Here is an 18,375-nt window from a genome sequence, read left to right on the forward strand (position 1 = left end):
TTATCATGCCACATACACTCAATCACTTAATAATTTAACTTTGATGATTTTTATTATCTATATTATTATATTTTTGAATTCTTTCCTCGCGTATTAGACATGTCGTACTGCCATTGTCCATCTGGTAGATTGGATTGTAGATGCGACCGCAATCACTCTGAAACTGAGGCCGATAATACTTCACCCCGTTACGTGTGCCAGCGTCAAACAGTACGACTACAGCCTTGTTATCAACATTGCCGACAAAGGCGTTATCCATGAATGAGTGATGTACACTACTACAACCTGTGAGCAGTGCTACCAACATGACGATGAGTATTTTCATTGTTATTTCCTTATAGTAATTTTTCGCAGTGCTCGAAGCGGATCGGCTTGTACATGCCCTGTACTGCCCAAACTCCACATCCCTTAAGCAACTGGTGATGGTTGGTATCCTGTACCTGTACGATCACCTTGTCACAGCATCTATGGATGTTCTGTAGCAGTACGGGGAACATGACGCTGCCGATCAACTCATCACTGAACCTTCTATTTAGCCGTACTACCTCATAATCACCGTGTAACAATTCGACAGCCGTAGTACCACGCCTCCCTACGTCATCGAGCCAGTGCAAGCCAAAGTGCTTTATGTAGTCTGCCGTCTCAGTGGGAAGTATTGGAGTACTGACAGCACAGAGCAGACCATTTGACCTGAACCACTCTTCTTTCCTGCGTATGACGCTCATCTGTTCATGGTGTAGCTGCCGCTTCAGTACATCCCCAGCAATAACCCGGCAGCCATGTATTTCTATCTGTGGCTGGATTTCCACTCCGAGCAGTTGCCCATTGAGAGAAGTGATCGGCACAGACCAGTACTGGATGTTCATTTAATGACCTCATTTGACGGTAAGTCATTAATATTGATCATTTTTATAGATCATTCAATGCATAATTTAACAGTTTTATCGATTGATTGTGTTCTACTGGATTTTTAAAACCACATAGTCGATACTGTACATCCATACAGCACATCTATGGAGAGCATCAAATGAGTAAGAATGGCTACGATCCAGCAATCATTCGAGGGGTACAGACCTTCACCCACGGCGAGCGTGAATTCAGGGTTTGTTACTACGGTTCAGTACTGGACAAGTTTGCATGGGGTGATCGTGTGTTCTTCCAGAATGGACAAGGGAAGTACTGGTTCGGTACAGTTCAACGTGATTGCTTCTGCCTGATCATGGAGTACCCGATCACTTCAGTACTGGAAGGGTTAACTTATCTGGTGAGGGAAGATGAAATTGCCAGGCTTCATGAAGATGGTTGGTTTTGTGGACAAGAAGAACTGCCGTTTTGAGTACTACCCCCTCGCACCCAACAAACCTACCCATTAGCAAGGGGGAGTACTTTCTCGTAGTATACAGAACGAATAAATTCTTTGTATACTTCCGTTTTATCCTAAAGCGATTAGATTATGGACGAGAATGAAAAAGAAGTAATTGAAATAAGACCAGAGGATAAGGATTTCTTCGCCGAATTTATCGACTGCGAAGGTCCAATTATCAAAGATTCAATTAATCATAAAAAAATCACCATGGCACTTGATAAAGCCCATGACATAAGAAAGTTTGAAATAGATCTCTATTGGAAGCGTGCTACATACTTCTTCGCATTCTTCACTGTAATAACAGGTGCATTTGGTTATTTGTTCACCCATAACAGTTATGCTTTCTTAGCCCCTACGCTTGCGATCATTGGTTCTGTTTTTGCTTTATGTTTTTGTTATGTGAATATCGGCAGTAAGTATTGGCAAGAAAACTGGGAGTTTATAATCGATAAAATTGAATATTATGTCACAGGAAACCTTTATAAACTTTTTTTCTTCGAAAACCATAGAACCAAACGTCCATCAGTCACTAAGATTAATATATTTCTAAGCAAGTTAATTATAGTTATATGGTACGCTTGCTTTATACTTTCCATGCACCAGATATGGAATCAAAGCATGGCATTAAATATCTCTTACATTATCGCTATCATATATAGCACTGGAACGACAATATATTACTGCGATAAAACTGTTGCAGACATATCGAACAATGATAAACAATCACCACGATTCTTTAGCTTCAGAAAACCAAATTACATAAAATCGTAAGCTTGGGGGCATTTGATGCCCCCTTGTTAATTAAGCAGTAGCTCGTTCATTCCACGCATCTGTGTACTGGATATTACCGTCACAGTACTTCCATGTAATTCTTTCGTAGCGTAATTCTACACGCTCCATATGATTACATTTTTCAACGGTCTTTGTATTGTACATTATCGGAGTTACAGCAACGACTTTGACGCCTTCAAGAAGCATATTAAAGTACTCTACTTCCTGACCAGCATCATTAATCTTGTACCATTTAATTTCAGCACTTTTAAGTGATTGGCCTGTTGCAACTGCTTTATAGAGATACGGTGTAGAGCTATCAAATTCCTTTTCTAATACCATCGGTGCATGGATTCGAGTTCCAGTAATTTTACCAGTATTATTATCGGTAGGAATATGTAGACCATGACCGAAACCAATAATTTCTACACTTCCCTCGCGATCCATTACATCGCATGATCCCTTAATTAATGCTCCACCATCATCTTTAAGCCATAAGTGTGCTGGGATTGCCATTGAAAACTCCTTTTAATCGTAAAGCCAGCGACCAGCCTTAGCTGATTCAACAAGCATTTTCAGTGTTAATGGTTCTGGTTCAATCCATTCCCATTTATTATCTTTTGATCGTAAAAAATTCAATGGAAGTACTACTTCTTCATTGGGCCAGTACTTACCAAATGTGAAGTTTTTCCGATCAACATTGAACTTCGTAAAGTAATCATCAAGTATCTCTATCGCATCTTCATCTGCCCAAGGATACTTTCCTGTTGATAGGCTCGTTTCCAGCGTCAATGATGGCTTCCTGAAAAATGGAAAAACACGCCCATTCCAGTTCTCGTTATACCAATTCATGACCTGCTGCTCTATGTTATCTGAATCGTTCATTCAGTACCTACCATAGACGATCTGAAGGATGGGCGATTGTATTGTACTTATTGACTGCTTTGAAACTGATTATAGAAACGTCTGCTGCGAGTACAACCCTGATCCTCTCCTCGTAATATGGACACGCGCCTAAGCGAGATTCTGATTTTCAAATTGTTCCGGGCTGAGGCCGCCACAGGCACTGTGACGACGCCAGCGATTGTAATCGCACTCAATGTAATTAAATACCATCGTACGCATATCATCGCGACTGATTAGACGCTCACCGTGGATGCACTCTACCTTCAGCGTGTGGAAAAAGCTTTCCGCGCAGGCATTGTCATAGCAGCAGCCTTTTGCACTCATGCTGCCCCGAAGGTCGTGCTGCTTCAACAGGGCCTGATAATCTGCTGAGCAGTACTGACCACCCCGGTCGCTGTGGGCTATAACCCCTTTTGGCCGCTTACGCCGCCACAGCGCCATTTGCAGGGCATCGCATACCAGCCGGGCCGTCATTCGGGATGACATCGACCAGCCAATAACCGCGCGGGACCACAGGTCAATCACCACGGCAAGATACAGCCAGCCCTCATCGGTGCGAATGTAGGTGATGTCCTGCACCCACTTCTGATTCGGTGCGCTGGCGGTGAAATCCTGATTCAGCAGATTATCGAATACCGGCAGATTATGGGGCTTATAACTCACCGGACTGAACTTACGCGCGGCTTTGGCCCTTAGCCCCTGCCGCTTCAGGCTGGCCGCTACCGTTTTGATGTTGTATTTCACCCCCTGTTCGCGCAGCTCATCAGTAATGCGCGGTGCGCCGTAGCGCTGTTTCGCCTGATGAAAGGCCTGACTGACCGCTTTGTCACATTGCCGGCGAAATTGTTGACGCGGGCTTAGCTGCAGGCGACGGATACGCCAGGCATACCAGCCGCTGCGGGCCACGCGCAGCACCCGACACATGGCTTTAATGCTGAACTCAGCCTGATGTTTTTCGATGAAGACATACTTCATTTCAGGCGCTTTGCGAAGTATGTCGCGGCCTTTTGGAGGATAGCCAGCTCCTCGTCACGCTCTGCCAGCTGGCGCTTCAGGCGGGCATTTTCAGCGGCCAGCTCATTTTCCCGTTCGGAAGACGTTTTCTGCTGCTGTAATTTGCTGCGCCAGGTATATAGCTGAGACTCGTAAAGGCTGAGTTCCCGGGCGGCAGCGGCAACGCCGATGCGCTCCGCAAGCTTCAGGGCTTCGCTGCGGAATTCAGGCGAATGCTGTTTACGTGGTTTCTTACTTACGGTTGCTGATTTAGTCATGTGAGATACCTCTGTCTGGGAGTTTACTCACTTAGTCGCGTGTCCACTATTCGCGGGTAGGATCACCCAACCAACAAGAGGAATAGTCCTACCAACAAATGTACCCAACCTCTGTGTCATAATTCGTTTAGCATTAGGGGGGAATCCGATCCATGTAGGCATCCTAACTGGCATCATCTTTCCTCTGAATAATTTTCTGGAATAGATTGATGCTACGGATGTTCCGGGCGTTGCTCCTGCTAACTTACCTGCTACCGTGACACTATTCGAACCAAGGTAGATCCCTGCAACTGCGGCTATGTCTGATATACCAAAGTGATCTAATGTTTCATCAACCATAATCCAGAAGAATAGCTCCCCTGCACTCAGATTGGACGAACCATCATAGAAGTATGTTCCGTTAAGTTCTTCTACTGTATCCATCAGTAATCCCTACTTTTTGTGTAGAATTCCCTATAGTACTATCAATTTGGACACAGATGGGAGATAAAACCCCATGAAATTTCTTATTTAAGTTCAGCAGTACTTAATTTTAAATTAAGTTGTGATAATGATCACACTCAACCAACAGTTACTAATCCATCCATAAAATGGTAGAATGCCCTTAGAAATCCTTAATTGAAAGTTTAAACAAATGAAATTTAAAAAATATAACAATGCTTTGATTTGCACTGTTCTTGTACTCTTATGGGTAACAATATTGGTGTTGGTTAAAGTTTTATTTTCTGGAAATAACGATTTTGAATGGGGTAGTGTCTCTGATTGGGCATCCACATTATGCAATGCTATAATGGCTGGAGCTGCATTATATGCGGCTATTAATGCAAAAAATTGGTTATCAGAGAAAACACGAACATTAGGTATGGAAAAAGCCGAAGCTATACTTAATGAAATCGATACTTTTTCTTCCACCCATAGCTCTTATATAGATAGTTTAGCGGAAGCTGAAATCTACTATCGTTCTAACATCTTTGACAATCAAGCAGACAGAAATAAAGTAATAAGTTCACTTGATGAGTTACGAGTATTAATTGAAAATAACAGATTGAGATTACAGGATACGCATTCTAAATTTTCATCATTAAAACGCTGGGATGTGACAATATTAAAGGAAAAGGAAATTTATCAACTGCTTGATGTTTATCAAATGACAATTATGTCTTTATCGAATGCGACTTTTAACCTAAGAAATGCATTATCTGAATTTATAAATGATGAAAGATATTTTGCACTCTTTGGGCATCATTTTAAGGTAAATTATGCTGAGGCTCTCTCTTCTTATTATCAAGGAACAAGTATCCATGAAAAAATTAGAACATATAAATTCCGAGAACTATTTGATGTATAGTTTATCGTAGTGCATTGGAATTATGTCGATACCGCATATGCTAACAGTTTCTGATAAAATCGGGCTTCTCATCTGAGTCTTTCATTAAGCACCGTTACATTAGTTATACTGTCATGACTCACTTAAGCAATAGGCCCGGTTGGCCGGAGGGTGTGCTTGTGGCAGCGGGGCTGGCGGGTTACTCACTAATACCTTGGTGACAGTACTGATTTAGTAGTTTACACAGTAAGGGCTTCAACAGCCCGATAACCCCGACAAGGGAGTTTACGACCGCGTAGGTACTCACGAAGACTTGCCAAATCACTTTGAGTACTTCATTTGTCAGTACTATTATCTGTCTGAGCGAGAGCGAGTAAGGGCTTTGGCGTTCTTTCGAGTACAGCGAGAAAAACGCAAAGTTACTAACCAATACTACGAGGAGTTCACGACGAGTAGTATTCGTGACGCAAGTCACAGTTTCATTGAATACTGATAGAGAAAGAAATACATGGAATGAAATGGAATGGATTTCGTATCTCTATACTTAGTTGCCGTATTGATGGTAAAACGCGGGTTTCAGGAGCTTTTTTTGCCGTATTACGGCATGGATATATGCCGTTATATGCCGCAATAAGGCATAATTAACGCAAGCTCTTTAAGTACTCGATCATGTCATCAATAAAGTTACCTTGTTTTTGTAGGTCCAATAGCTTACCTACCTCTTTATATGTTAGTGTTCTTTGTCCATATGCCGGTGCTGGTAGTGCGTCTGGGTGCTCCATCATATACTGCTCGATTCGTTTTGCTGCATCCGTGATCGCTGCCCCGTAGTACCTGATCATACGTTCTTTTACTTGTTTCTTATTCTGATTTACTTTAATAGCATTGATAGTGCTGAATAGTAAATCATTTCGTATTTCATCTTCATTGCTCAATACTGTAAACACATCGTATACACTAATCTTATCCCTCACATTCAGTTTAGCCACTGAATCCTTCATTATATTTTTGATATCTTCACATGGGATATCTTTATATAGCTTGTACTGACTAATTAGTGCTTTTATGTTTCTGTTATCAAAACTTGAATAAGTTTTTGCCATAATAAATACTCCTAAGTTAGATGTTAATTTTGGCCTGTAGTATTTCCAGTACTCAGGCCATTTTATTATTTTGATTTTTGTAATAGTACCGCACTAAGTTTCGGATATGCTTTATACTTCTGCGATAGCTCATAGATGTATGACTTACGTCCAGCAACATAAGGGCTTTGTTGAATAAATCAGATTTCGGGTAAGTCTCCCCCGTAGCGGGTTGTGTTTTCAGGGGCTTTGTTGAATAAATAAGATTTCGTGCGAACGACCCTGTAGCTGGCTGGATTTTCAGGCAATACGCACGCTTTCTGGCATCCCGGCCTTTGTCATCCTGTTCAACGCTCGCACCATGGCCATAGCTTCCGCTACCTGACCATCGTAGTCACGCAGCGTCAGTGAATCTCCCAACAACTGCTTCATTCTGTACATTGCCGTTTCCGCTATCGAGCGACGGTTATATTCCGTTGTCCATTTCCACCGTGCATTGCTTCCGCTCAGCCGCTGATTAGCAACGGCACGGTTGCGGTCTGCGTACTCACCGGGCCAGTAACCTGCTCCTTTTCGGGGAGGAATAAGCGCGCTGATTTTTTTGCGGCGCAGTTCATCGTGACAGAGCCGGGTATCGTAAGCCCCGTCTGCCGCGGCTGCCCTGATTTTTCTGTGAGTCTGCCGGATAAGGCCCGGGAAGGCTTCTGAGTCCGTGACGTTATTCAGCGACAGGTCTGCACAGACAACTTCATGTGTGTTGCTGTCAACAGCAAGATGCAACTTTCGCCAGATACGACGGCGCTCTTTGCCGTGCTTTCTGACTTTCCATTCGCCTTCACCAAAGACCTTCAGCCCGGTGGAATCAATCACCAGGTGTGCGATTTCACCCCGGGTGGACGTTTTGAAACTGACATTAACCGACTTTGCCCGCTTACTGACACTGGTGTAATCCGGGCAGCGCAACGGAACGTTCATCAGGGCAAAAATGGAATCAATAAAACCCTGCGCAGCCCGCAGGGTCAGCCGGAATACGCGTTTAATCACCAGAACGGTGGTGATGGCGAGATCAGAATAGCGCTGGGGCCTTCCTCGTGATGAAGGCGTTGCCGACTCATACCAGGCCTGAATCGCCTCATCATCCAGCCAGAAAGTGAGGGAGCCACGGTTGATGAGAGCTTTGTTGTAGGTGGACCAGTTGGTGATTCTGAACTTTTGCTTTGCCACGGAATGGTCTGTGTTGTCGGGAGGATGCGTGATCTGATCCTTCAACTCAGCAAAAGTTCGATTTATTCAACAAAGCCCAACATAAGCTGTATGAGCTTCTTCTACTGTTGGGTATGTTCCAAATTTATGTACTTTCTTATCAAATGTAGCTTGTGCTTGATAGCCCTTGTGATTAACGACTACGCCAGTTGATAAAGATGTTGGTACTTCCCGAAACAATTGATTGATTTCTCTCGGTACAAAGATACAGTTACTTGGGCTGTACTCATTCCTTCCTAATATATCTTTATCCAAGTGCCAATCATCAACGACATTATCAATATACCAGTAATAAAAGTTACTAAAGAGATACCAGTCATCGCAGATGTTAACAGTACTGTAATTGACGTTATTACGTATTCTTGAGTGAAAATTATTCCATACTCGTAATGCTTCTTTCATACGTGGCAATCTCTGACCTTTTAGGTCATTTCTTTTTCCCTTCTTCATAATTCTTCCTTGAACATAAGTACTTCATCCTGAAGTACAGTTAGTACTTTTCTAAAGTGAAAGTACCAAACCCTTACTTGCTACCTAAAACCGCATACTGATGTATCAGATACTGAATGGCTGAACTAATCGTAGTAGCCTTACCACATTCTATAAGTGATTTTAGTATTTCTTCTTGTGAAGGATTTAACCTCACTCCAACACTAATCGTTTTCTTTTCTTTCATAACAATGTCCTTTTGTTAAACTTTTATGATTTTCTTCCACACAAAAAGTACCCCAAGGAATTGGGGTAAATTATTGGAGGAGTTATAATGATATTATACCATGCTTATTTTTGGTGTTTCATTTTTGTCATTACATATCTATTTATAGCTGGAATCTTAAATGGTAGCAGTAATACTACCAAAACCATAAAACAAAGATGCAGTACTATCCAACATGGAATTATGATCCTACCCGCGAATAGTGGACACGCGACTAAGTGAGTAAACTCCCAGACAGAGGTATCTCACATGACTAAATCAGCAACCGTAAGTAAGAAACCACGTAAACAGCATTCGCCTGAATTCCGCAGCGAAGCCCTGAAGCTTGCGGAGCGCATCGGCGTTGCCGCTGCCGCCCGGGAACTCAGCCTTTACGAGTCTCAGCTATATACCTGGCGCAGCAAATTACAGCAGCAGAAAACGTCTTCCGAACGGGAAAATGAGCTGGCCGCTGAAAATGCCCGCCTGAAGCGCCAGCTGGCAGAGCGTGACGAGGAGCTGGCTATCCTCCAAAAGGCCGCGACATACTTCGCAAAGCGCCTGAAATGAAGTATGTCTTCATCGAAAAACATCAGGCTGAGTTCAGCATTAAAGCCATGTGTCGGGTGCTGCGCGTGGCCCGCAGCGGCTGGTATGCCTGGCGTATCCGTCGCCTGCAGCTAAGCCCGCGTCAACAATTTCGCCGGCAATGTGACAAAGCGGTCAGTCAGGCCTTTCATCAGGCGAAACAGCGCTACGGCGCACCGCGCATTACTGATGAGCTGCGCGAACAGGGGGTGAAATACAACATCAAAACGGTAGCGGCCAGCCTGAAGCGGCAGGGGCTAAGGGCCAAAGCCGCGCGTAAGTTCAGTCCGGTGAGTTATAAGCCCCATAATCTGCCGGTATTCGATAATCTGCTGAATCAGGATTTCACCGCCAGCGCACCGAATCAGAAGTGGGTGCAGGACATCACCTACATTCGCACCGATGAGGGCTGGCTGTATCTTGCCGTGGTGATTGACCTGTGGTCCCGCGCGGTTATTGGCTGGTCGATGTCATCCCGAATGACGGCCCGGCTGGTATGCGATGCCCTGCAAATGGCGCTGTGGCGGCGTAAGCGGCCAAAAGGGGTTATAGCCCACAGCGACCGGGGTGGTCAGTACTGCTCAGCAGATTATCAGGCCCTGTTGAAGCAGCACGACCTTCGGGGCAGCATGAGTGCAAAAGGCTGCTGCTATGACAATGCCTGCGCGGAAAGCTTTTTCCACACGCTGAAGGTAGAGTGCATCCACGGTGAGCGTCTAATCAGTCGCGATGATATGCGTACGATGGTATTTAATTACATTGAGTGCGATTACAATCGCTGGCGTCGTCACAGTGCCTGTGGCGGCCTCAGCCCGGAACAATTTGAAAATCAGAATCTCGCTTAGGCGCGTGTCCATATTACGAGGAGAGGATCATTAGTACAAATATATAAATTATTGTTGCGAGTACTTCAATGAGTACATTACTGAGCCAAGTCATAATCAACCCTCCTATTCTTACAGTCTTATTTATCACGACTAACAAAAATAGGAGTTGATATAATGTCTTATTTATAAAAGGCAGTGACATCTAATCCATGCGATGAGATCAAACGCATAATTTCGGTAAATGCATCGAAGTCTAACGGTAGATCACACCTGAACATGAATTGAAAGAACGCATCCTCTGAGCAAGCTAACGATAGCTGAGTTGCTTCAAAGGTGTTCACGTCAAAATATGTATAATGTATCGCTTTATCAATTACTGCGAAGGTGTAAAAAATCGGTTCTGGCTGATCCGTTTCCCGAATGACCTTGAAGTAATGGGCATTAACTGATTTCCCCCACTTGATGTTTGCAGAGTAGCTTTCCCCCATGCGACTGAACTGCTCTTGTATGGCTTCTTTGATTGTTTGCGGCACACGGCCACGTTTTGATACGGTCATAGTGAGACCTCCTTTTGGCTAAATTAAAAGTCATCTCATGTTGTCTGCCCTCACTGTTGATTCACATTTGATGCAACTATTGTACGGTTTTAGCATAAAAAGTCGAGAAATTTAAATTTTGTCTTGACGCTATCATAAGTTGGTGATAAAAAGTATTTGCTTTATCTTATACGGAAAATTCAAACCCACCGGGTGCGTAGCTTTATCTAAAATCCCTCCTTGTTCTTAAGTTAAACTTCACAACTCCCCTGTAACGCTCAGTACGCATCTGACCTCTTCAGGCAGGGAAATGTATACCTTTATACAAAAAGACCTCACACAGAGCGTCTGGTGAGGTCGAAATTCACTTTTTAACAAGTAAATCAGCAATGCTTCCCATAATAAAGGCTCTATAATATTTCAAGAGTTACATGGCACTTGTCGCTAATTTAGGGATGTACTTTTATCAGCTGCAAACGAAAGAAACGGCAAACTACCCTCTTTTTAATTTATCTGAACGATAAATTCCCCGGTAAGCCGCAACACTAAAACCAATCAATTTGATCTTCGTTTACGAAGATCTCAAAACCTTCACGAGCAAGGAGGCTTAGGTAATTGCCAACGCTATCAATTGTACGTGTGCGGCTTAAAGCTAACGACCATAATTCTGTGCCGATAGTTACTGATGCAATGAAAACTGCATAACCATTTTCATGAACTGTATAGATACGCTCACCTTTTTTTTCTTCAATGGACATTTCATACATTACTTCTCCACCGCCACGTTTATTATCAATTACAAGCATGTGTGAAAGTACATCATTGAAGTATTCCAATTGAATAAAAATACGTTTATCGAACATCCAGTACTTCACTGCTTTAAGTACTAACCTAAGCTGTTTTCGCACTTTCGCCCGAAGCTCTATGTTCATTGGATCAAGTACTTCATCCATATCAAAATCAAATTTAGGTATCTCTCTTACAGTCTGAGCACTGATAATTTCTTTTTCTATTTCCTCAATCCTGTCCTGCACCTCCGTTAACCCATCATTGAGATGTATACCTACTCTTTTACCTGCTAATTTTCTTTCGTTTATTTTATCGTTATAACTACTTTCTTCTCTGCGTAATGATGATAGCTCTTCACGCAGACCATCCAGCACTGAAGTTTCACTGCCAGTACTTTCTATCATTAATTTTTGAAAATCGACATTCTTCACACATTTGAGTATATTTTTTTCAATTCTAATATACTGTATAGATTTTGCATCACAAATCTTCCTTTCTTCTCGATTTCGACAAATCACATATTTCGTTCTGACATGATTGTAGTGAATCGCAATATTACCACCACAACAACCGCACTTAAGGATCTTCGGGAATAAGTTAGTTATGTAATCATCTTGTGCAATAGTTATATCCTTCCGAATACGATTAGCTACACCATTCATTGACAATTTTTGATTCACACGCTCAAACGTTAAGTTATCAATAATCTTCTGCGTTACTACATTTTTGTCACGTAAAACCCTTAGTACATTTACAGTACTCCACCCTTTCGGCAAACGCTTAACAATAGCACCCGATCCAAGCCCACTTTCATATAGCTGAAAGATCTCTTGCACTACATCAGATTCAAGTAGCAGGTCTTCTGCTGGTTTATTCTTCTCCAACATCACACGATCCATCATGCGATTAGCTGTGAGAAACAAATCATCATCTATGACTTTTGGATAGACATTATGAATAATCTCGTCATTGTAACGTTTATGTTCACCCAACAACCGACGATCCCTTACTAGCCTTGAAACTGTAACCATCTGCCATTTTGGATCGGCAATACGTTTGACTATCTCTCCAGTACTGAATCCATCCCTATACCACTCGAAGCATCTGATGATCAGATCTGCCTTTTCTTGAATCACTTGATACCTGTTATCAACGTTCTTCAACCACATAGGCATTTTGTTTGATATCACTGTACCGTTCTGTACTGCTTCAATGATTTTCCTATCCCATGCAGCCTTTGCTCGTACTGACTTCATTAGCGACTCGTTGTGAGAACGCATCTGTATCAGTTCCATGATAAGTTTCGAGTGAGGATCATCTTTCCGTAACACAGTGCTGGCAGAAATATCGTGAACCTCGATCCCACTGTTCACTATGAACCTGATGGTGTCCTCTGCCCAACTTGACCTTCGACTAATGCGGTCAAGCGACATCACAATGAGTGCGTCACCTTCGCCGTACTTGCGGTTTTGTACATCTTGCAAAAATATCCCAAGTTGTGACTCCGATGATATATTGGAGTTTTTGAACGCACTCACCCCTCTGTCTTGAATGAATATTCTATCATTACTGAATTTGTCAGAATTTCTATCTAAGTAACCTTCCAGTGCTGAACGTTGGTCATCCAGACCTCCGCCCCCTTCGATTTGCTGAATGCTTGATACTCGCTCATAACATATAGGACGGAGCATAATTTTTATCCCGTTGAAGAACTACGCTAAAAGTATTAAATCAAAATGTTCCCATAGTATACGAAAGGACGGCATGCCATGAATATATTCGATCACTATCGCCAGCGCTACGAAGCTGCCAAGGACGAAGAGTTCACACTGCAGGAGTTTCTTACCATCTGCCGGCAAGATCGCAGTGCCTATGCCAATGCGGCAGAACGTCTGTTGATGGCCATTGGTGAACCCGTCATGGTTGATACGGCTCTCGAGCCGCGGCTATCCCGTCTCTTTTCAAACCGGGTTATCGCACGCTATCCGGCATTTGAAGAGTTTTACGGTATGGAAGACGCCATTGAGCAGATCGTTTCCTACCTCAAGCATGCCGCCCAGGGGCTGGAAGAGAAGAAACAGATCCTCTATCTGCTGGGGCCGGTGGGCGGTGGTAAATCGTCGCTGGCTGAACGGCTGAAAGCGCTGATGCAGCGCGTGCCCATCTATGTGCTGAGCGCCAACGGCGAACGCAGTCCGGTCAACGATCACCCGCTGTGCCTGTTCAATCCGCAGGAAGATGCGCAGATCCTCCAGAAAGAGTATGGCATCCCGACCCGCTATCTCGGCACCATTATGTCGCCGTGGGCGGCCAAGCGCCTGCACGAGTTTGGCGGCGATATCACTAAATTCCGCGTGGTTAAAGTCTGGCCATCGATTCTCGAGCAGGTTGCCATCGCCAAAACCGAACCGGGTGATGAAAACAACCAGGATATTTCAGCGCTGGTCGGTAAGGTGGATATCCGTAAGCTGGAACACTATGCGCAGAACGACCCGGACGCCTACGGCTACTCCGGTGCGCTGTGCCGCGCCAACCAGGGGATTATGGAGTTCGTCGAGATGTTTAAAGCGCCGATTAAGGTGCTGCATCCGCTGCTGACCGCCACCCAGGAAGGTAACTATAACGGCACCGAAGGGATCTCCGCCCTGCCGTTTAACGGGATCATCCTTGCTCACTCCAACGAATCGGAATGGGTGACCTTCCGTAATAACAAGAACAATGAGGCCTTCCTCGACCGCGTCTATATCGTCAAGGTGCCTTATTGCCTGCGTATCTCCGAAGAGATCCGCATCTATGAAAAACTGCTCAACAACAGTGAGCTGACCCATGCGCCCTGCGCCCCGGGCACCCTGGAAACGCTGGCGCGCTTTTCGATTTTGTCGCGCCTGAAAGAGCCGGAAAACTCGAGCATCTACTCGAAGATGCGGGTCTATGACGGCGAAAGTCTGAAAGATACCGACCCGAAAGCGAAGTCCTATCAGGAGTATCGCGATTACGCCGGGGTTGATGAAGGGATGAACGGGCTCTCCACCCGCTTTGCCTTTAAGATCCTGTCTCGGGTATTTAACTTCGACCACGTCGAGGTGGCCGCTAACCCGGTGCATCTGTTCTATGTGCTGGAGCAGCAGATTGAGCGCGAACAGTTCCCACAGGAGCAGGCCGAGCGCTATCTGGAATTCCTCAAAGGCTATCTGATCCCGAAATACGCCGAGTTTATCGGCAAAGAGATCCAGACCGCTTATCTGGAATCCTACTCCGAGTATGGGCAGAACATTTTCGATCGCTATGTCACCTACGCTGACTTCTGGATCCAGGATCAGGAATACCGCGATCCGGACACCGGGCAGCTGTTTGACCGTGAATCGTTGAATGCCGAGCTGGAGAAAATTGAGAAGCCAGCCGGGATTAGCAACCCGAAAGACTTCCGTAACGAAATCGTCAACTTTGTGCTGCGCGCCAGAGCCAACAACAGCGGACGTAATCCGAACTGGACCAGCTATGAGAAACTGCGCACGGTTATTGAGAAGAAAATGTTCTCCAATACCGAAGAGCTGTTGCCGGTCATTTCGTTTAATGCCAAAACCTCAACCGATGAGCAGAAAAAACATGACGACTTTGTCGACCGCATGATGGAGAAAGGCTACACCCGCAAACAGGTTCGCCTGCTGTGCGAGTGGTACCTGCGGGTTCGTAAATCGTCCTGATGCGTCCAACCCGGCGGCACGCCGCCGGGTCAACTGCAGCTGAATGATGATAAGTAAAGTTGGCTAATGCAGTACAGGAGGGCATATGACCTGGTTCATAGACCGACGCCTGAACGGGAAAAACAAAAGCGCCGTCAACCGCCAGCGCTTTTTGCGCCGTTATAAGGCGCAAATTAAACAGTCGATCTCCGAGGCCATCAACAAGCGCTCGGTGACCGATATTGAGAGCGGAGAATCCGTCTCGATCCCGACGGACGATATCAACGAGCCGATGTTTCATCAGGGTCGCGGCGGCCTGCGCAACCGCGTCCACCCGGGCAACGACCATTTTGTGCAAAACGACCGCATTGAGCGCCCGCAGGGCGGTGGCGGCGGTGGCGGTAGCGGTCAGGGGCAAGCCAGCGCCGATGGTGAAGGAAAGGATGAGTTTGTCTTCCAGATCTCGAAAGATGAATACCTGGATCTGTTATTTGAAGATCTGGCCCTGCCGAACCTGAAGAAAAACCAGCACCGGCAGCTGAACGAGTTTAAAACCCATCGCGCGGGTTTTACCTCCAATGGGGTGCCAGCCAACATCAGCGTGGTACGTTCACTGCAGAACTCGCTGGCCCGCCGTACGGCGATGACCGCCGGCAAGCGTCGTGAACTGCGCGCCCTGGAGGAGGATCTGGAAGCCATCAGCCGCAGCGAACCGGTGCAGCTGCTGGAGGAGGAGCGCCTGCGCAAAGAGATTGCCGAACTGCGGGCTAAAATAGAGCGGGTGCCGTTTATCGACACCTTTGATTTACGCTACAAAAATTACGAAAAACGGCCGGAGCCTTCCAGCCAGGCGGTGATGTTCTGTCTGATGGACGTCTCAGGCTCGATGGACCAGGCCACCAAAGACATGGCCAAGCGCTTTTATATCCTGCTGTATCTGTTCCTCAGCCGGACTTATAAAAACGTCGACGTGGTCTATATCCGCCACCATACCCAGGCAAAAGAGGTGGATGAGCACGAATTCTTCTATTCTCAGGAAACCGGCGGCACCATTGTCTCCAGCGCCCTGAAGCTGATGGATGAAGTAGTGCAGGCCCGCTATGACCCGGCGCAGTGGAACATCTACGCCGCCCAGGCGTCGGATGGCGACAACTGGGCCGATGACTCCCCGCTGTGCCACGAACTGCTGGCGAAGAAAATTCTGCCGGTGGTGCGTTATTACAGCTATATCGAAATTACCCGCCGGGCGCATCAGACCCTGTGGCGCGAGTATGAACACCTGCAGGCGACCTTTGATAATTTCGCCATGCAGCATATTCGCGACCAGGAGGATATCTACCCGGTATTCCGCGAACTGTTTCACAAGCAGTCATCTAAAAGTGAAGCTTAATTAAATACTCAGCCAGTGAGTCGAGTGACTTGCTGGCTGTTTTCCTCAGACACAAGGCCCGGTGGCACATCCATACATCATGTAAAACGGAAACAACGGGGCCAGGGCAACGGCGCCAAGCGAGCTAATCGTTTTGGTCTTATCATTGATTGATACCACAACGGGGTGCGCTAACTGGTAGGCGGCGGCCAGATCTGACGCGTCCGATGCAGTCCAAAATCCTGTCGCTTTAAACAACACCCCGAGGCGATCGTTATCAATTTGCACCGCATGATACTGATTCACCAGCTCGCTATGCTGCCCGGCATCCAGTTTGCGCTGATCCATCACCACCAGATATTCCGCCGTCACCTCATGTTGTACCACGACAAAGTTAACCCGCACGCCGGAAGCCTGTTGGTGAAAGCGTTCATAAAAGGTCTTATAACGCTGATATTCCTGAGGCACACCGTCACGGACAAAGCGGTAACTGTATTTCGCTGAGCTGGCGACAATACCGGACTCTGTGGGTTTCATCGCCACAATGGTATCCCGAGGCGGCAAGTTTGGCGTGCTGGTACATCCTGCGAGTATCGCCACCACCACCAGCGATAAGACATATTTCATCATTTTCAGCCGTTCCTGTTCGCGATTTTCTCTATGACATCTGGCGTTTTTTTAACACTCCAGGTACAAATCCCTAACCCTGTGTATCATAACTGCCTAATCTGCTTCAAACATTCGCGCGATCGTCAGCGTTGAACTGTTTCTACTCTCAGGAGCCTGCTATGACCCCTTTTTATCAATTGACGGCTACCCGCCTGCGCGGCCAGCCCCTCTCCATGGCTGACTATGCTGGCAAGGTGGTTCTGGTGGTGAATACGGCCAGCCATTGTGGCTTCACACCGCAATACGCTGGCCTGGAAGCGCTCTACAAAAAGTACGCGGCTCAGGGGCTGGTAGTGCTTGGTTTCCCGTGCAACCAGTTTGGTAAGCAGGAACCCGGCGGTGCGGATGAAATCGAGCAGACTTGTCACGTTAACTACGGCGTGAGCTTCCCGATGTTTGAGAAAGTGGACGTCAACGGCCCCGCCGCACACCCGCTGTTTCGTTATCTGAAACAAGCGTTGCCCGGCGTGCTCGGCGGACGGATCAAGTGGAATTTCACCAAGTTCCTCATCGGTCGCGACGGCACACCCCTCACGCGTTTTGCGCCGTTCACGACGCCGGAGAAAATGGAAGCCTCCATTGTCGCGGCCCTCACGCGCTGAGTGTTCCCATCATGCCACGTTCACCCAGCGGCGGCTGGCTGCCCATACAAGGTAGACGTCGCTCTCGCGCAGCCAGCAACCGCCTGCTGCTGGCCAATCTTCCACCTGCCCGGTCATCAGCCTACAGCGGCGACACGGCCTCGACTTCATGCTGAAACACATAGGGGTCGGAGAGGAGTTCGAATGCTTCGTCGTCCGGATAGGTGACCGCGACGTGATAGTCTTCGCCAGCGAAGGCTTTGACCGCCGCGAGATCCTGCCAGTAGGTGACAAGAAAGAAATGCGCCCATTCGCCCTGGTTTTCCTGGCGCACCAGCGCGCCTCTGTTGCCGGGGATACCCCGGGCGTGTTCCACGCCGGTCAGCTCAAGGTGGCGGGCAAACCCCTCAGCATGTTGCAATGGCACACAGCCGTGCCAGGTCCTGACAATCATTTGCGTTCTCCTGTGGTGATAAACGTCTCACCCTAACATCGACAGGCATTTCTGGGGGAGCGCAACAATGCCGCGCTGGCAACAACACAAAATTATTTTGCCGGACGGGGATATCCTCTCACTCTGCAGTATTTTCGACTGCGGGGCAGCATTGGGCCGAATATTGCGCGGCGAGTATCACTGTTAGCTGGCGCGGAAA

The 18,375-nt window shown here is 46.3% G+C and carries 22 protein-coding genes and 1 pseudogene; 8 read left to right on the forward strand and 15 right to left on the reverse strand.

Going from position 1 to position 18,375, the window contains the following annotated elements; genetic code table 11:
* Window positions 1–34 precede the first annotated feature (34 nt).
* Both IB144_RS16125 and IB144_RS16130 read right to left on the reverse strand, forming a co-directional pair.
* Window positions 35–325, reverse strand: coding sequence for a hypothetical protein (locus IB144_RS16125; protein WP_023328040.1), 291 nt, complete (start codon window positions 323–325; stop codon window positions 35–37).
* Window positions 326–335: 10 nt separating this feature from the next.
* Window positions 336–866 carry a hypothetical protein gene (locus IB144_RS16130; RefSeq protein ID WP_023328041.1) on the reverse strand — a complete coding sequence of 177 codons (531 nt, stop codon included), beginning with the start codon at window positions 864–866 and terminating at the stop codon, window positions 336–338.
* A gap of 161 nt (window positions 867–1,027) precedes the next feature.
* Between IB144_RS16130 and IB144_RS16135 the strand changes: the two genes are divergently transcribed.
* Together IB144_RS16135 and IB144_RS16140 are read left to right on the forward strand one after the other, a co-directional pair.
* Window positions 1,028–1,336 (forward strand): hypothetical protein, encoded by a 309-nt coding sequence (locus IB144_RS16135; protein ID WP_023328042.1) that lies wholly within the window; start codon window positions 1,028–1,030, stop codon window positions 1,334–1,336.
* A 117-nt stretch (window positions 1,337–1,453) separates the two neighbouring features.
* Window positions 1,454–2,137, forward strand: a complete 684-nt coding sequence (locus IB144_RS16140; protein ID WP_023328044.1) for a hypothetical protein — start codon at window positions 1,454–1,456, stop codon at window positions 2,135–2,137.
* Between the two features lie 30 nt (window positions 2,138–2,167).
* Here the strand turns inward: IB144_RS16140 and IB144_RS16145 are convergent, their stop codons facing one another.
* From IB144_RS16145 to IB144_RS16165, 5 genes and pseudogenes are all read right to left on the reverse strand, one after another.
* Complete coding sequence (locus IB144_RS16145; RefSeq protein ID WP_023328045.1) at window positions 2,168–2,653, reverse strand: Hcp family type VI secretion system effector; 486 nt, start codon at window positions 2,651–2,653, stop codon at window positions 2,168–2,170.
* A gap of 12 nt (window positions 2,654–2,665) precedes the next feature.
* The gene (locus IB144_RS16150; protein ID WP_032435857.1) at window positions 2,666–3,022 is read right to left on the reverse strand and encodes a DUF1493 family protein; all 357 of its coding nucleotides are present in this window, start codon (window positions 3,020–3,022) and stop codon (window positions 2,666–2,668) included.
* A gap of 7 nt (window positions 3,023–3,029) precedes the next feature.
* Window positions 3,030–3,116: pseudogene (locus IB144_RS16155) on the reverse strand (STM2901 family protein); the annotation flags it as partial.
* 35 nt (window positions 3,117–3,151) lie between these two features.
* Window positions 3,152–4,314, reverse strand: a protein-coding gene (locus IB144_RS16160) for an IS3 family transposase (RefSeq protein WP_087759146.1) whose coding sequence is annotated in 2 segments (ribosomal slippage) — window positions 3,152–4,053 and window positions 4,053–4,314 — 1,164 coding nt in all. Because the reading frame shifts where the segments join, the coding sequence is not laid out codon by codon here.
* 27 nt (window positions 4,315–4,341) lie between these two features.
* Window positions 4,342–4,737 carry an STM2901 family protein gene (locus IB144_RS16165; protein WP_149358985.1) on the reverse strand — a complete coding sequence of 132 codons (396 nt, stop codon included), beginning with the start codon at window positions 4,735–4,737 and terminating at the stop codon, window positions 4,342–4,344.
* 211 nt (window positions 4,738–4,948) lie between these two features.
* On the opposite strand from IB144_RS16165, the gene IB144_RS16170 reads away from it, so the two are divergent.
* Window positions 4,949–5,662, forward strand: a complete 714-nt coding sequence (locus IB144_RS16170) for a hypothetical protein (RefSeq protein ID WP_023328046.1) — start codon at window positions 4,949–4,951, stop codon at window positions 5,660–5,662.
* A 620-nt stretch (window positions 5,663–6,282) separates the two neighbouring features.
* Here the strand turns inward: IB144_RS16170 and IB144_RS16175 are convergent.
* From IB144_RS16175 to IB144_RS16190, 4 genes are all read right to left on the reverse strand, one after another.
* Entirely contained in the window at window positions 6,283–6,744 is a 462-nt protein-coding gene (locus tag IB144_RS16175; RefSeq protein ID WP_023328047.1) for a hypothetical protein, read from the reverse strand.
* Between the two features lie 279 nt (window positions 6,745–7,023).
* Complete coding sequence (locus IB144_RS16180) at window positions 7,024–7,992, reverse strand: IS5 family transposase (RefSeq protein ID WP_000654811.1); 969 nt, start codon at window positions 7,990–7,992, stop codon at window positions 7,024–7,026.
* A gap of 21 nt (window positions 7,993–8,013) precedes the next feature.
* On the reverse strand, window positions 8,014–8,436 hold the full coding sequence (locus IB144_RS16185) for a hypothetical protein (RefSeq protein WP_188006560.1): 423 nt from the start codon (window positions 8,434–8,436) through the stop codon (window positions 8,014–8,016).
* 73 nt (window positions 8,437–8,509) lie between these two features.
* The gene (locus IB144_RS16190; RefSeq protein ID WP_023328049.1) at window positions 8,510–8,662 is read right to left on the reverse strand and encodes a hypothetical protein; all 153 of its coding nucleotides are present in this window, start codon (window positions 8,660–8,662) and stop codon (window positions 8,510–8,512) included.
* A gap of 288 nt (window positions 8,663–8,950) precedes the next feature.
* Here IB144_RS16190 and IB144_RS16195 point away from each other — a divergent pair.
* Window positions 8,951–10,113, forward strand: a protein-coding gene (locus IB144_RS16195) for an IS3 family transposase (RefSeq protein ID WP_087759146.1) whose coding sequence is annotated in 2 segments (ribosomal slippage) — window positions 8,951–9,212 and window positions 9,212–10,113 — 1,164 coding nt in all. Because the reading frame shifts where the segments join, the coding sequence is not laid out codon by codon here.
* Window positions 10,114–10,274: 161 nt separating this feature from the next.
* Here the strand turns inward: IB144_RS16195 and IB144_RS16200 are convergent.
* A complete protein-coding gene (locus IB144_RS16200; protein WP_023328050.1) occupies window positions 10,275–10,652 on the reverse strand; it encodes a hypothetical protein in 378 nt (125 codons plus the stop codon).
* A 524-nt stretch (window positions 10,653–11,176) separates the two neighbouring features.
* Window positions 11,177–13,111 carry a recombinase family protein gene (locus tag IB144_RS16205; protein WP_023328051.1) on the reverse strand — a complete coding sequence of 645 codons (1,935 nt, stop codon included), beginning with the start codon at window positions 13,109–13,111 and terminating at the stop codon, window positions 11,177–11,179.
* 78 nt (window positions 13,112–13,189) lie between these two features.
* On the opposite strand from IB144_RS16205, the gene yeaG reads away from it, so the two are divergent.
* A complete protein-coding gene (yeaG, locus tag IB144_RS16210) occupies window positions 13,190–15,124 on the forward strand; it encodes a protein kinase YeaG (protein WP_002901234.1) in 1,935 nt (644 codons plus the stop codon).
* An 85-nt stretch (window positions 15,125–15,209) separates the two neighbouring features.
* Window positions 15,210–16,493 (forward strand): YeaH/YhbH family protein, encoded by a 1,284-nt coding sequence (locus IB144_RS16215; RefSeq protein ID WP_004152363.1) that lies wholly within the window; start codon window positions 15,210–15,212, stop codon window positions 16,491–16,493.
* A gap of 45 nt (window positions 16,494–16,538) precedes the next feature.
* Here the strand turns inward: IB144_RS16215 and IB144_RS16220 are convergent, their stop codons facing one another.
* On the reverse strand, window positions 16,539–17,102 hold the full coding sequence (locus IB144_RS16220; protein ID WP_004190861.1) for a hypothetical protein: 564 nt from the start codon (window positions 17,100–17,102) through the stop codon (window positions 16,539–16,541).
* 158 nt (window positions 17,103–17,260) lie between these two features.
* Between IB144_RS16220 and IB144_RS16225 the strand changes: the two genes are divergently transcribed.
* Window positions 17,261–17,743: a glutathione peroxidase gene (locus IB144_RS16225; RefSeq protein ID WP_002901230.1), complete on the forward strand. Its 483-nt coding sequence runs from the start codon at window positions 17,261–17,263 to the stop codon at window positions 17,741–17,743.
* A gap of 121 nt (window positions 17,744–17,864) precedes the next feature.
* On the opposite strand, the gene IB144_RS16230 is transcribed toward IB144_RS16225, so the two are convergent.
* On the reverse strand, window positions 17,865–18,176 hold the full coding sequence (locus IB144_RS16230) for a hypothetical protein (RefSeq protein WP_134894588.1): 312 nt from the start codon (window positions 18,174–18,176) through the stop codon (window positions 17,865–17,867).
* Window positions 18,177–18,243: 67 nt separating this feature from the next.
* On the opposite strand from IB144_RS16230, the gene IB144_RS16235 reads away from it, so the two are divergent.
* Window positions 18,244–18,363 carry a hypothetical protein gene (locus tag IB144_RS16235; RefSeq protein ID WP_014907792.1) on the forward strand — a complete coding sequence of 40 codons (120 nt, stop codon included), beginning with the start codon at window positions 18,244–18,246 and terminating at the stop codon, window positions 18,361–18,363.
* Window positions 18,364–18,375: the final 12 nt, after the last annotated feature.

Origin of the sequence: Klebsiella sp. K4 (assembly GCF_014596785.2) — a bacterium.
Taxonomy (GTDB): domain Bacteria; phylum Pseudomonadota; class Gammaproteobacteria; order Enterobacterales; family Enterobacteriaceae; genus Klebsiella; species Klebsiella pneumoniae.

Coding starts and splice junctions, on each gene's coding strand:
- IB144_RS16125 (WP_023328040.1), bottom strand. CDS start 325: ATGAAAATACTCATCGTCATGTTGGTAGCACTGCTCACAGGTTGTAGT.
- IB144_RS16130 (WP_023328041.1), bottom strand. CDS start 866: ATGAACATCCAGTACTGGTCTGTGCCGATCACTTCTCTCAATGGGCAA.
- IB144_RS16135 (WP_023328042.1), top strand. CDS start 1,028: ATGAGTAAGAATGGCTACGATCCAGCAATCATTCGAGGGGTACAGACC.
- IB144_RS16140 (WP_023328044.1), top strand. CDS start 1,454: ATGGACGAGAATGAAAAAGAAGTAATTGAAATAAGACCAGAGGATAAG.
- IB144_RS16145 (WP_023328045.1), bottom strand. CDS start 2,653: ATGGCAATCCCAGCACACTTATGGCTTAAAGATGATGGTGGAGCATTA.
- IB144_RS16150 (WP_032435857.1), bottom strand. CDS start 3,022: ATGAACGATTCAGATAACATAGAGCAGCAGGTCATGAATTGGTATAAC.
- IB144_RS16165 (WP_149358985.1), bottom strand. CDS start 4,737: ATGGATACAGTAGAAGAACTTAACGGAACATACTTCTATGATGGTTCG.
- IB144_RS16170 (WP_023328046.1), top strand. CDS start 4,949: ATGAAATTTAAAAAATATAACAATGCTTTGATTTGCACTGTTCTTGTA.
- IB144_RS16175 (WP_023328047.1), bottom strand. CDS start 6,744: ATGGCAAAAACTTATTCAAGTTTTGATAACAGAAACATAAAAGCACTA.
- IB144_RS16185 (WP_188006560.1), bottom strand. CDS start 8,436: ATGAAGAAGGGAAAAAGAAATGACCTAAAAGGTCAGAGATTGCCACGT.
- IB144_RS16190 (WP_023328049.1), bottom strand. CDS start 8,662: ATGAAAGAAAAGAAAACGATTAGTGTTGGAGTGAGGTTAAATCCTTCA.
- IB144_RS16200 (WP_023328050.1), bottom strand. CDS start 10,652: ATGACCGTATCAAAACGTGGCCGTGTGCCGCAAACAATCAAAGAAGCC.
- IB144_RS16205 (WP_023328051.1), bottom strand. CDS start 13,111: ATGCTCCGTCCTATATGTTATGAGCGAGTATCAAGCATTCAGCAAATC.
- yeaG (WP_002901234.1), top strand. CDS start 13,190: ATGAATATATTCGATCACTATCGCCAGCGCTACGAAGCTGCCAAGGAC.
- IB144_RS16215 (WP_004152363.1), top strand. CDS start 15,210: ATGACCTGGTTCATAGACCGACGCCTGAACGGGAAAAACAAAAGCGCC.
- IB144_RS16220 (WP_004190861.1), bottom strand. CDS start 17,102: ATGATGAAATATGTCTTATCGCTGGTGGTGGTGGCGATACTCGCAGGA.
- IB144_RS16225 (WP_002901230.1), top strand. CDS start 17,261: ATGACCCCTTTTTATCAATTGACGGCTACCCGCCTGCGCGGCCAGCCC.
- IB144_RS16230 (WP_134894588.1), bottom strand. CDS start 18,176: ATGATTGTCAGGACCTGGCACGGCTGTGTGCCATTGCAACATGCTGAG.
- IB144_RS16235 (WP_014907792.1), top strand. CDS start 18,244: ATGCCGCGCTGGCAACAACACAAAATTATTTTGCCGGACGGGGATATC.